Source organism: Kitasatospora sp. NPDC101447, assembly GCF_044767225.1.
Lineage (GTDB): Bacteria > Actinomycetota > Actinomycetes > Streptomycetales > Streptomycetaceae > Kitasatospora.
Genome location: NZ_JBIWNL010000033.1, coordinates 1 through 11,984 on the forward strand (window position 1 = coordinate 1; position 11,984 = coordinate 11,984).

General features: G+C 74.0%; 11 protein-coding genes. 4 read left to right on the plus strand and 7 right to left on the minus strand.

The genetic code is table 11. The features are described from left to right. Window positions 1-136: 136 nt before the first annotated feature. Window positions 137-787 (minus strand): TetR/AcrR family transcriptional regulator, encoded by a 651-nt coding sequence (locus ACIRST_RS32530; protein WP_402806762.1) that lies wholly within the window; start codon window positions 785-787, stop codon window positions 137-139. 199 nt (window positions 788-986) lie between these two features. Between ACIRST_RS32530 and ACIRST_RS32535 the strand changes: the two genes are divergently transcribed. Together ACIRST_RS32535 and ACIRST_RS32540 are read left to right on the plus strand one after the other, a co-directional pair. Continuing rightward, window positions 987-1,730 carry an SDR family oxidoreductase gene (locus tag ACIRST_RS32535; protein ID WP_402806765.1) on the plus strand — a complete coding sequence of 248 codons (744 nt, stop codon included), beginning with the start codon at window positions 987-989 and terminating at the stop codon, window positions 1,728-1,730. 134 nt (window positions 1,731-1,864) lie between these two features. Then, window positions 1,865-2,329, plus strand: coding sequence for a hypothetical protein (locus tag ACIRST_RS32540; RefSeq protein ID WP_402806768.1), 465 nt, complete (start codon window positions 1,865-1,867; stop codon window positions 2,327-2,329). 34 nt (window positions 2,330-2,363) lie between these two features. On the opposite strand, the gene ACIRST_RS32545 is transcribed toward ACIRST_RS32540, so the two are convergent. The 3 genes from ACIRST_RS32545 to ACIRST_RS32555 form a co-directional block, all read right to left on the minus strand. Next, on the minus strand, window positions 2,364-3,803 hold the full coding sequence (locus ACIRST_RS32545) for an SDR family NAD(P)-dependent oxidoreductase (RefSeq protein WP_402806770.1): 1,440 nt from the start codon (window positions 3,801-3,803) through the stop codon (window positions 2,364-2,366). Window positions 3,804-3,964: 161 nt separating this feature from the next. After that, window positions 3,965-5,497 carry a carbohydrate binding domain-containing protein gene (locus ACIRST_RS32550; protein WP_402806773.1) on the minus strand — a complete coding sequence of 511 codons (1,533 nt, stop codon included), beginning with the start codon at window positions 5,495-5,497 and terminating at the stop codon, window positions 3,965-3,967. A gap of 235 nt (window positions 5,498-5,732) precedes the next feature. After that, entirely contained in the window at window positions 5,733-6,329 is a 597-nt protein-coding gene (locus tag ACIRST_RS32555) for a choice-of-anchor C family protein (protein WP_396551257.1), read from the minus strand. A gap of 295 nt (window positions 6,330-6,624) precedes the next feature. Here ACIRST_RS32555 and ACIRST_RS32560 point away from each other — a divergent pair, with 295 nt between their 5' ends. Continuing rightward, window positions 6,625-7,272: a GDSL-type esterase/lipase family protein gene (locus tag ACIRST_RS32560; RefSeq protein WP_402806777.1), complete on the plus strand. Its 648-nt coding sequence runs from the start codon at window positions 6,625-6,627 to the stop codon at window positions 7,270-7,272. Between the two features lie 161 nt (window positions 7,273-7,433). After that, window positions 7,434-8,387: an aldo/keto reductase gene (locus ACIRST_RS32565; protein ID WP_396551261.1), complete on the plus strand. Its 954-nt coding sequence runs from the start codon at window positions 7,434-7,436 to the stop codon at window positions 8,385-8,387. A 69-nt stretch (window positions 8,388-8,456) separates the two neighbouring features. Here the strand turns inward: ACIRST_RS32565 and ACIRST_RS32570 are convergent, their stop codons facing one another. The 3 genes from ACIRST_RS32570 to ACIRST_RS32580 all read right to left on the minus strand — a co-directional run bounded on the left by ACIRST_RS32570 (window position 8,457) and on the right by ACIRST_RS32580 (window position 11,823). Beyond that, on the minus strand, window positions 8,457-9,035 hold the full coding sequence (locus tag ACIRST_RS32570) for a GNAT family N-acetyltransferase (RefSeq protein ID WP_396551263.1): 579 nt from the start codon (window positions 9,033-9,035) through the stop codon (window positions 8,457-8,459). Window positions 9,036-9,410: 375 nt separating this feature from the next. Then, window positions 9,411-10,103 carry a nitroreductase family protein gene (locus tag ACIRST_RS32575; protein ID WP_402806780.1) on the minus strand — a complete coding sequence of 231 codons (693 nt, stop codon included), beginning with the start codon at window positions 10,101-10,103 and terminating at the stop codon, window positions 9,411-9,413. An 82-nt stretch (window positions 10,104-10,185) separates the two neighbouring features. Continuing rightward, on the minus strand, window positions 10,186-11,823 hold the full coding sequence (locus ACIRST_RS32580; RefSeq protein ID WP_402806783.1) for an ABC-F family ATP-binding cassette domain-containing protein: 1,638 nt from the start codon (window positions 11,821-11,823) through the stop codon (window positions 10,186-10,188). Window positions 11,824-11,984 lie beyond the last annotated feature (161 nt).

Genomic DNA, 11,984 nt, shown 5'->3' on the forward strand with positions numbered 1-11,984 from the left:
GTTGCGGGGGGGGGGGGGGGGGGGCCGCCGGGGGGGGGGGGGGGGGGGGGGGGGGGTTGTGCCGTTGTCGGGGGGGGGGCCCCCCCCCCCCCCAAACCGGCGGCGGCCGGGGGCGGGGCACTGGCAGTGGTGGGGGTCAGTCGGCAGCGTTTCCGGTGAGCAGGGAGTCGGCGAGGTGCTCGGCCGTCGTCGGGTCCAGTGGGGCGTGCCCGAGGAGGAAGCGGTACCAGAACACCCCGTAGACCTGGTCCACGATCAGCTCCAGGTCGGCATCGTCGGCCAGTTCGCCACGTTCGCGTCCGCGGGAGAGGAGCTCGCGCAGGGCGGTGCGGCGGGTGGCGGTGAAGGTCTGCATGAGTTCGGCGAGGTGCGGGTCGCGGGCGGCTTCGCGGACCAGGGTGCGCAGGGCGGAGGCCGTGGTGCTGCGCTGGGCGGCGTCGAAGGTGGTGGCGACGAAGGCGTGCAGGTCGGTGCGCAGCGTGCCGGTGTCGGGGCCGCGGACGTCCTGGTCGGCGCGGTCGGTGAGGGCGTCGAGCAGGACGGCGCCCTTGGAGGGCCACCACCGGTAGACGGTCTGCTTGCCGACGCCGGCCGTGCGGGCGATGGCGTCGATGGTGACCGGGGTGCCGTCCGAGTCGGCGAGCAGGTGGAGTGCGGCGTCGAGGATCGCCCGGTGGGCGGCTTCGTTGCGGCGGCGTCCGGTGTGCGGGCGGGTGGACGCGGTCTGCTCGGGCGTCTGGTCCGTCTGGTCCGTGTGTTCCGGCTGCTGTGCCCGATCTGCCCGCACTGCCCGGACTGCCTGCGCAGGCTGTTCCGCCCGTTCCGCCCGTTCCGCCCGTTCCACCCGTTCCGCCCGGGGTTCGGTCTCGCTCATGGTCTCCCTCTCGTCGGCCCCGTTTCCTTGCCCCCGCTTGACAAGACTAGCAGTCTCGACAAATATCAATGCCAGAACCGACAGTCTCGACAAGTCGAAAGGCCCCACCGCCATGAGCACTGCGTCAAACCTCTTCGCCGGACAGCGCGTCGTCGTGATGGGCGGCAGCTCGGGCATCGGCGAGGCGGCCGCGACCGCCTTCGCGGCGGACGGTGCCGAGGTCGTGGTCACCGGCCGTGACCGTGAGCGGCTCGACGCCGCCGTGGCCCGGATCGGCGGCAAGACCACCGGTCGCGGGCTGGACGCGACCGACCCGGCCGCACTCGCCGCGTTCTTCGGCGACGAGGGCACCGTGGACCACCTGGTCGTCGCGGTCAGCGGCGCGGCCGGCAGCGGCCCGTTCGCCCAGCTCGACCTGGCCGACCTCGCCACCGGCTTCGACGCCAAGTTCTGGCCGCAGGTCCGCGTCCTGAAGGCCGCGCTGCCGCACCTGCGCAAGGACGGCTCGGTCACCCTGATCACCGCGGCCTCCGCCCGCGCCGCCATCCCCGGCACCGCCGGACTGGCCGCCATCAACGGCGCGCTGGAGGCGATGGTTCCGCCGCTGGCCGTCGAGCTCGCCCCGCTGCGGGTCAACGCCGTCTCGCCCGGCGTCATCGACACCCCGTGGTGGGACCGCGTCCCGGCCGAGCAGCGCACCGCGCTCTTCGAGGGCCTGGCCGCCACCACCCCGGTCGGCCGGGTCGGCCGCGCCGAGGACGTCGCCCGGGCGATCCACATGCTGGCCGCCAACACCTTCGTGACGGGCGTGGTGTTCGACTGCACCGGCGGCGCCAACCTGCCCACCGGGCGCTGACAGCGCTGACAGCGTGGATGGCGCCGAGGGCTGATAGTGCCGAGGGCTGACAGCGCTCAGAACGCCGGACGGCCCGGCCGGGGGGAGCTCTCCCCGGCCAGGCCGTTGTCACAGGTCCTCCGTACGGTTCGACCGTGAACGTTCCCGAACTGATCCCGATCCGGCACGAGCCGGAAGGGCGCACCCGTACCATCGGCTGCTGGCGGGATGGCGCGTTCTTCGCCTCCGTCACGGGGCCGGTCGACCGGCCGGAGTGGTACGCGGTGCTGCACTGCTTCGACTCCGCCGGGCAGCACCTCGACTCGGCCATCCGGTCGGCGGGCACCGGGCCCGAGGCCCGGCGGCTCTTGGAGGAGTGGCTCGACGCCCTGCCTGGTCGGGAGTACGGGAGCATCGCGATCGCCCCGTTCGAAGTCCGGTTCGACGGCGTGCTGTTCGGCCTTGTCATCGAGGAAGACGGCGAGGCCGACGAGCACGACGAGGACGGCGAGAGCGACGAGCACGACGAGGACGACGACGAGGCCGACCGCTTCACCGCCGAGCTCCACCCGGACGGCCTGGGCTTCCACGCCCCCTGGTGCGGCTGCTACGACACCTGAGCAGCCGCACCGGGCCGCCGGTGGGTTCGGCCCGTCACCACTCCGCGATCCGGTAGTCCTTGAGGAACACCCCCGACACCGGGTGTCCCGCCTCGCCCCGAACGATCGGGTCGTAGACGCGGGCCGCGCCGTCCACGATGTCGAGCGGCGTGCGGAAGCCCCGTTCGGCCAGGCGGGCCTTCTTGGGGGCCGGGTTCTCGTCGGTGATCCAGCCGGTGTCGACGGCGCACATGTGCACGCCCTGCGGGGCGAGTTCGGCGGCGCTGGTGCGGGTGAGCATGTTGAGCGCGGCTTTGGCCATGTTGGTGTGCGGGTGCCGGGCGGTCTTGTTGCGTACGGCGAACCGGCCCTCCACCGCCGTGACGTTGACGATGTAGCGGGCGGGGTGCCGGGAGGCCAGCAGCAGGGGCAGCAGTCGGTCGCAGAGCAGGGCCGGGGCCAGGGCGTTGACCAGCTGGGTCTCCAGGACCTCCGCCGGGTCGAGCGAACCGAGCCTGGTGGACCAGGAGTTGTCGGGGGCGAGGTCGGGTAGCAGCCCGGCCTCGTCGGTGCCGACGCCGAGTTCGCCCAGGTTTCCCATCCCGACCAACGATCCGGCGCCGGAGGGCAGTCGGGCACCGCCGGAGAGGGGGAGGAAGCCCGGGGCGTGGCTGATCGCCCGGCGGTCGGCGGCGGGCAGGGCGTCCTGCTCGCCGGCGGCCAGCAGGGCGTACGACTCGGGCGGGCGGCGCAGCGTCTGGGCGGCGTTGTTGACGAGGATGTCGAGCGGGCGCCCGTCTGCACGCAACTGCTCGGTCAGTCCGATGACTTGGCGCGGGTCGCGGAGGTCGATGCCGACCACGGTGAGGCGCTCCCACCAGTGCTCGCTGCCCTCGGCGGCGCGGAAGCGTCGGACGGTGTCCTGCGGGAAGCGGCTGGTGACGATCAGCTCGGCGCCGTCGCGCAGCATCATCAGCGCGAGCTGGAAGCCGATCTTCACCCGTCCGCCGGTGAGCAGGGCGCGACGCCCGCGCAGGTCGGTGCTGAGGCCCCGGCGCGCGGTGTTGTCGGCCGAGCAGTCCGGGCAGAGCATGTGGTAGAAGCCGTCGACCTGGCGGTAGGCCTGTTTGCAGACGTAGCACTTGCGCGGGATCTGGAGTTCGCCGACGGGCCCGCCCCCGGACGCGAGCGTCGTGAGCGGTGCGTCCTCGCGGCGGTGCGGGCTGCCGGTCGCGGTGGCGGTGAGCAGTTCGGCGTCGGCCTGCCGGACGGCCTCCTTGGCCTCCTGGCGGCGGCGTTTGCGGCTCTCCATGACGAAGGAGCCGATCTGCCTCTCGACGTGCAGCCGGGTCCGGTCGGTCCAGGGGAGCGCCCGCAGCCGGCCGAGGGTGCGGCTGAACGCGGCGAGTTCCTCCGCGGTCACACCTGCCGCGAGTGCCGCCTCGCCGGTCGGATGGATCGTGTCGAGCTGGTCGTGGTCGTCCCGGACCGTCATGTCCGCCCCCTCGTGCCGTACAGGTGGGTGGGACTGTAGTGGACGGTCCGGGACGATGAGATGCCAATTTTCTCCGGTCGGCCGCCGGCGGGGCTCCCGGGAACGCCGGGGTGCCGGTCGGCCCGGGAAGGGCGGCCGGCACCCCGGTCGTGCCGCGGGGCTCAGCCCGCGTACTGGCTGAAGATCTTGGCGAACTCGTACGGCTGCTGCGGGATGTTGGTGCACTTGGAGAGCGAGCCGCCGGTGCAGGCGTTGGCGTCCCGGGTGGCGTCCCAGAAGGCGAGCAGGCCGAGGTGGTTCTGCTGGGCGAAGGTCACCAACTGCTGGGCGTCCGCCTGGTTGTAGACCTGGTGGTCGTCGTTCTCGCCGATCATCGGCGTCACGCCGACCATGGCCCACAGCCGGGCGTCGGTCTTCGCCGGGTAGAGCGCCTTGAGCTGGCCGAACAGCGACTGGGCGGCCTGGACGGCGGCGTTGCCGTAGTCCGTCCCGCTCCGGTAGTAGTCCATCGCCATGATGTTGACCAGGTCGGTGTCGACCCCGGCGTCGCGGGCCGACTTGACGATGGCGACGCCCTCGGCGGTCAGGCCCTCGGGCAGCACCGGCAGGGTGAAGGAGACCTTGAGGCCGGGGTGGGCCTGTTGCAGCTTGGCGAGCGCGGCGGAGCGGCGGTCGTTGGCGGCGGTGTCGGCGATCGCGGCGCCCTCGATGTCGAAGTCGACGTAGCGCAGCCCGTAGGCCTTCACCACGGCGTCGTACTCGGCGAACAGCGAGTCCACCGAGGTGCAGGCGGCGGCGAGTTCGGTGCCGCTGGCGCCGCCGAAGGAGACCTTGACGTCGCCGCCCGCCGCGCGCAGGGCGTCGACCTGGTCCTTGGCCCAACCGGTGCGCGGGTCGTAGGCGTTGAACCAGCTGGCCTTGCAGCCGACGCCGGTGACGAAGCCCATCGTGTAGCCCTTGAGGTTGCCGGCCTTGGCGAGGGCGGGCATGGACGGGGTGGGCCAGGCGCCCATGTCGATGTAGGGGGCGACCGGCAGCGCGACGTTCGGCGGCGGGGTGCTCGGGCCGCCGGTCGGGGTGCCGGTGGGCGTGCCCGTGGGCGTGCCCGTCGGGGACGGCGTGCCCGAAGTGGGCGGCGGGGTGGTCGGGGTGCCGCCGGGGCCGGTCAGCGCGATGTCGTCGGCGAGGTAGCCGCCCTGCCCGTACCAGCCGTGCAGGTAGACGGTGACGCTGGTGGTGGCCGGCCCGGTGGTGAAGCCGGTGGACAGCTGCTGCCAGTCGGCGCCGCCGGGGGTCCAGGTGGCCGGGTCGGTGACGCCGCTGCCGGTGGCGCCGAGGTAGACGTACCGGCCCTGCACCCAGGCGCTCAGGCTGTACCGGGTGTTCGGCAGGACGCTGACGGTCTGGCTGCACTGCGCGGTGTCGCTCGCGCTCACGGCCCCCTTCAGTGCGTATGTCCCGCCGTGTGCACCGGTGCCGGCGATGCTCCCGGTGCCGGCGGAACAGCTCCAGGGGCTGAGCGCGCCGCTCTCCAGGCCGCCGTTGGCGAGCAGGTTGCCGTCGGCGGCGCCGGCGTTCCCGGCGAGGACGGCCAGGCCGCCGGCGGCCAGTGCGGTGGCGGCGACGAGGCTCAGCAGGGTGGTCCGGCGGGCGGGGCGGCGGTACGTGGGGGCGTGCTGGGGCGCGCTGGGCATGGGGGTGCCTCTCGGGACGTGGTGGCCGCCCGCGCCGCGAGGGGGGAGACACGGGCGGGCGGCGGCCTGGGGTGGTCCGGTGGGGGAGCGCGGTGCTGAGCATCAAACTGGACTAGACCAGCTGTGCACGTCAAGCACTTCCCGGCACCGGACGCCTCGCCGAGGGCAGGTTTTAGGGAGGGTTAAGGAGGCGACTCGCGGAGGCCGGTCGGGTGGCGCTCCGGGCCCCGGCCGGTCAGCTGCAGCACGGCTTGCACTCCTTCACCTGCACGTCGTCGAGCACCGGCCCGTACGCCCCCGCCACGGTGCTGGTGAAGGTCAGGGTGGTGGAGGAGTTCTGTGCGACGAAGCTGAACTGCCGCCCCACGTAGCCCATCGCGGCCATGGTCTTGCCGGTGGAGTCGAAGGAGAAGTCCTGGAAGTCCTGGCCGTCGATCAGCGCCTTGCCGGTCTTCACGGCCGGTCCGCCCGCGGGGTTGGCGGCCAGCGCGTACGTCACCGAGTAGGTGGTGCCGGGGGTGGTGGTGAAGGTCTGGGCGATGGTGCCGCCGGTGCCGCCGTTGAGGTCGACCGACTGGTCGCCCTCGGCGGCCTGCCAGAAGCCGGCGCCGATCAGGTCGATGTTCCCGGCGGTGATCCGCCACGGTCCGATGGTCTGGCCGGTGGCCAGGTTCGTGAAGGAGCCCGCCGGGGCCTTGGGCGACTCGAAGCTGCCGTCGTCGAAGCGGCTGAGCGCGCGGGTCCCGCCGGCGGCCTGGGCCGGGACGGCGAGCGCGGTGGCGGTGGCCGCGAGCAGGGCGACGGCGGCGACACGGGTGCGCGAGAGCTGCATGGGTTGGTCCCCAATCGGTTGTGAACTGACGAGCCTGGTGATGGACCGACGAGCCGATGATCGGCTGTGCACAGAGCGTCGACCGTCGCGGTGAGTCCTGCCAAGGCCGGACGGGCGGCGCCCGGTGGTGCGGGAGATCCGCGGGCGGGCGCCTGCGCGCCGGTTTGGCGCAGCGTCACCCGCGGTGGCCCGGTGGAAAGTCCGGGGACGAAGCTCGCGCCGTCGACGGCCGGCTCGTTCCGCCCGGTGGTGAAACCGGAAGCGTGCGCCCCGCTCGCACCCCTACGGTGGGCCGATGACCATACGAACAGGCTTCGACGGTCCGCGGATCTGCTTCCTCGGCGACTCCTTCGTCCAGGGCCTCGGCGACCCGGAGTTCCGCGGCTGGGTCGGCCGGGTGCTGCAGGCGGCCGCGCCGGGCGCCACCGCGTTCAACCTCGGGGTCAGGCGCGACACTTCGGCGCAGGTGCGGCGCCGCTGGCAGGCCGAGGTCGAGGCGAGGACCGCTCCCGGCGCGGACAACCGGCTGGTGGTCTCGGTCGGCGCCAACGACGCGACGGAGGAGGACGGCGCGCCACGCGTGCCGCCCCTCGGGACGCTCGACAACCTCGCCGCCCTGCTCGGCGGCGCCCGCGCACTCGGCCTAGGCACGCTGGTGGTCGGCCCGCCGCCCGTGGTCTGCGACGGGGCGGCGCACCTCGACCGGCTGCGCGGCCTCGTCCCGCAACTGGCCGCGACCTGCGCCGCGTTCGAGGTCCCGTTCGTCGACGTCACCGAGACGCTGGCGGCCGATCCGGTGTGGGTGTCCGAGGCCGGGGCGGCGGACGGCGCTCACCCGGGCGCGGGCGGGTACGGGCGGCTGGCGGAGCTGGTCCTGGCGGGCGGGTTCCATGAGTGGATCGGAACGGACTTGACCTTGAGTGCACTCCAAGGTGAATGCTGAAGGCGTTGATCACGCATCACCGCGCCGACCAGCACGCGAACCCGCGAACCGCCGCGCGAACCGGGCGGGGCGCGCGAACCGCCCCACGCAACCGGGCGGGGCGCGCGAACCGCCGGGCGAACCGCGCGAACCAGCACACGAACCACGATGGGAGCACCGTCATGCGCAACGCCACGTTCGGTACCAACGGCCCGGAGATCGGCGTCATCGGTCTCGGCTGCATGGGCATGACCTGGGCCTACGACGTGCAGAACCGGGACGACGAGAACTCCGTCCGGGTGATCCGGCAGGCGCTGGACCTCGGCGTCGGCCTGATCGACACCGCCGACATGTACGGCCCGTACACCAACGAGGAGGTCGTCGGTGCGGCGCTGGCCGGCCCGTACCGGGAGCGCGCCTTCCTGGCCACCAAGGTGGGCATCGTCCCGGGCGGCGAGGGCCAGATGGAGCGCAACGGCCGGCCCGAGCACGTGCGCCGCTCCATCGACGAGAGCCTGCGCCGCCTGGGCACCGACCACGTCGACCTCTACCAGCTCCACCGGGTCGACCCGGAGGTCCCGATCGAGGAGACCTGGGGCGCGTTCGCCGAGATCGTGGCGGCGGGCAAGGCCCGGCACATCGGCCTGTCCGAGGTGACCGTCGAGGAGATCCGGCGGGCCCAGTCGGTGCACCCGGTGGCCTCCGTGCAGAACGAACTGTCGCTGTGGACCCGGGACGCGCTGGCCGAGGTCCTGCCGTACACCGAGGAGCAGGGCATCGCCCTCCTGCCGTTCTCCCCGCTCGGCCGCGGCTTCCTGACCGGCAGCATCTCCTCCTTCGACGAGCTGCCCGCCGACGACTTCCGCCGCCGGCTGCCGCGCTTCCAGCAGGACGCGCTCAAGGCGAACCTGGCGCTGGTCGCGAAGGTCCGGGAGGTCGCCGAGCGGCTCGGCACCACGCCCGCGCAGGTGGCGCTGGCCTGGGTGCTGGCGCAGGGCCGGTACGTCTTCCCGATCCCGGGCACCCGGACGCCGCGCTACCTGGCGGACAACGTGGGCGCGGCCGACGTCGTGCTCTCGCCGGCCGACCTCGCCGAGCTGGACGGTCTGCCGGCGCCGACCGGCGGGCGCTACTGACCGCTCCGTGCGCTGCCGACCGGCCGGTGTGGCACCGGCCGGTCGGGTGCGGCACCGCCGGCCCGGGCGCTACCGGTCGGTGTCCCGGTCGGCCCGGGGCCGTTCCTTGACCCACACCAGCTGCCGGCCGGTCTCGCCCGGTGCCCGGACGGCAACCGCGGCGACCCGCTCCAGCCGGTAGCCGAGCTTGCGCGGGACGGCCGCGCTGGCGGCGTTCGCCCGGTCGCAGTGGATCTCCACCCGGGTGATCCCGGGCAGGGCGAGCGCGGCTTCGGTCAGCGCCCCGGTGGCGGTGGTGGCGATGCCGCGGCCGACGTGCCCGGCGGCGACCCAGTACCCGAGCTCCAGCGCGCCCGGGCCGATCCGCGCGTGCAGGCCGAAGGCGCCGATCACGTCGCCGGGCTCGGCGTCCAGGCCGGCCAGGTACATGAAGTCGGTGCCGGCCTCCCAGGCGGCGGAGCCGGCCCGGGTGAGCTCGGCGGTCCGCGCCCGGGTCGGGGCCTCGGCCGCCCACTCCAGCCAGGGGCGCAGGTGGTCCAGGTTGGCGCGGACGGCCCGGTTCAGCGCCACCGCGTGGGTGCTGCGCCGGCGGCGCAGCCAGAGGCCGCCGGGCAGCCGCAGCAGCTCGGGCGGCCGCCCGGTGGTCACCTCCGCCGCGATCGGTGCCGGTCCGGGCCCCTGCCCCGGTCCGACCGCCTGCCCCGGTCCGGCTCCGTGCCCGGGTCCGACCGCCTGCCCCGGTCCGGTCGTCCGGGCCCGTCCGGCGGCCGGTGCCTGCCCGCTCGGTGCCCGTCCGGAGGCCGGTGCCTGCCCGCTCGGTGCCTGCCCGGTCGGTGCCGGGCCACAGGAGCGTGGCTGTGCTTGGCTCATGGCGGCGATTATGTCCTTGGCCCGGACCTGTCACCATTCGACCCCCGCCCGGCCCCCCCGGACGGCGGGCGCGCACGGTCGCGGAGCCCGGTGCCGGGCCGCGCCCCCGGCGTGCCGGCGCGTCCTCGGCGCCCGGTCGCCGCCCCCGGCGCGTCAGAGCCGGACCATCACCTCGTCGAGCTCCTTGCGCCGCAGGTCCGGTACCCGTGCCCCCTCGGCCGGGTAGCCGACCGGGATCACGTACGCCGCCCGCTCCTCGGCCGGACGGTCGCACACCTCGTTGAGGAACCTCATCGGGCTCGGTGTGTGGGTCAGTGTCGCCAGCCCGGCCTGGTGCAGCGAGGCCAGCAGCAGTCCGACCGCGATCCCCACCGACTCCTTGGTGTAGTACGGGCGCGGCGAGTCGGGCCCCTTGTGCACCTCGAACACCACGATCACGGCCGGCGCGTCCTCCAGGAACGGCTTGCGCCAGTCGGTGCCGATCGGCGCCAGCGCGGCCAGCCACTCCGCCGACGCCCGGCGGGCGTAGAACTCGCGCTCCTCGGCCTCGGCCGCCTCGCGCAGCCGCCGCTTGCGTTCCGGGTCGGTGACCACCACGAACCGCCAGGGCTGGACGTGTGCGCCGCTGGGCGCGGTGCTCGCGGTCCGGACGGCCCACTCCAGGACGCCGTCCGGGATCGGGCGGGTGGCGTAGTCGCGGACGGTGCGGCGCCGGGCCATCACCTCGTGGAAGGACCTGCTGCGGGCCTCGGCCTCGTGGGCCGGGACCGTCATGGGGGTGAGGGGGACGGTCGGGTGGGGCGTCCCCGCCACGGCGCTCTCCGCGCGGTCTGAACTGTCAACCATGGCCGACAGCACAGCACATGACGACCCCTCCGGGAAGAGGTAGAGACCAATTCCGGAGGGGTCGCCATCGGTCGGGTGCGGGTTACAGCTCGTGCACCCGACCGTCCCGGACCTCGATCCGCCGGTTCACCGCGACGGTGTCCAGCATCCGCCGGTCGTGCGTCACCAGCAGCAGGGTGCCGGTGTACGAGCCGAGCGCGGACTCCAGCTGCTCGATCGCGGCCAGGTCCAGGTGGTTGGTGGGCTCGTCCAGCACCAGCAGGTTGACCCCGCGGGCCTGCAGCAGGGCCAGCGCGGCCCGGGTGCGCTCGCCGGGGGAGAGGGTGTCGGCCGCGCGAAGCACGTGCACGGCCTTGAGGCCGAACTTGGCCAGCAGGGTGCGCACGTCCTCCGGCGAGAGCTCCGGTACGGCGGCGGCGAAGGCCTCCGCCAGCGGCTCCCCGCCGAGGAACAGTCCGCGGGCCTGGTCGACCTCGCCGACCACCACGCCGGAGCCCAACGAGGCGCTGCCGCCGTCGAGTTCGAGCCGGCCGAGCAGGGCGGCCAGCAGCGTGGACTTGCCCGCGCCGTTGGCTCCGGTGATGGCGACCCGGTCGGCCCAGTCGATCTGCAGGTCCACCGGGCCGAAGGCGAAGTCGCCGCGGCGCACCGTGGCCCCGTTGAGGGTGGCGACCACCGAGCCGGAGCGCGGCGCGGTGGCGATCTCCATCCGCAGCTCCCACTCCTTGCGCGGCTCCTCGACCACGTCCAGGCGCTCGATCATCCGCTGGGTCTGGCGCGCCTTGGAGGCCTGCTTCTCGGTGGACTCGGCGCGCATCGCGCGCCCCATCTTGTCGTTGTCGGAGGACTTGCGGCGGGCGTTGCGCACGCCGTGCTCCATCCAGCCGCGCTGCATCCGGGCGCGGGCCTCCAGCCCGGCCTTGGTGTCGGCGTACTCCTCGTACTCCTCGCGGGCGTGCCGACGGGCCACCGCCCGCTCCTCCAGGTACGCCTCGTAGCCGCCGCCGTACAGGTTGACCTGCTGCTGGTGCAGGTCCAGCTCCAGCACCTTGGTCACGGTGCGGGCCAGGAACTCGCGGTCGTGGCTGATCACCACGGTGCCGGCGCGCAGGCCCTTGACGAAGGACTCCAGCCGCTCCAGGCCGTCCAGGTCGAGGTCGTTGGTGGGCTCGTCGAGCAGGAAGACGTCGTAGCGGGAGAGCAGCAGCGAGGCGAGGCCGGCCCGGGCGGCCTGGCCGCCGGAGAGGGCGGTCATCGGCAGGTCGAGCGAGACCTTCAGCCCGAGCGAGTCGGCGACCTCCTCGGCCCGCTCCTCCAGGTCGGCGCCGCCGAGGTCCAGCCAGCGGTCCAGGCTCACCGCGTACGCGTCGTCGGCACCCGCCCGGCCCTCGACCAGGCCCTCGGTGGCCTCGTCCAGTGCGGCCTGGGCGGCCGCCACGCCGGTGCGGCGGGCCAGGAACGCGCGCACCGACTCGCCCTCGCGCCGCTCGGGCTCCTGCGGGAGGTGGCCGACGTTGGCACTGGCCGGGCTCAGCCGCAGCGAGCCGCCCTCGGGGGTGTCCAGGCCCGCCAGCAGCCGCAGCAGGGTCGACTTTCCGGCGCCGTTCACGCCGACCAGGCCGATCACGTCGCCGGGGGCGATGACCAGGTCCAGGCCGGAGAAGAGGGTGCGTTCGCCGTGACCGGCGCTGAGGTCCTTGACTACGAGTGTCGCGCTCATGATGGGGCCGATTGTAAGAGGAGCGGGGCCGACACGGGAAAAGCCCGGGGGGGGGGGGGGGGGGGGGCCCCGCCCCCCCCCCCCCGGGGGGGCCCCCCCCCCGGCGGCCGCTGCCGAGATTGCGACAGAAACAAAACAATTTGGGGGCGCCCCCCGCCCCC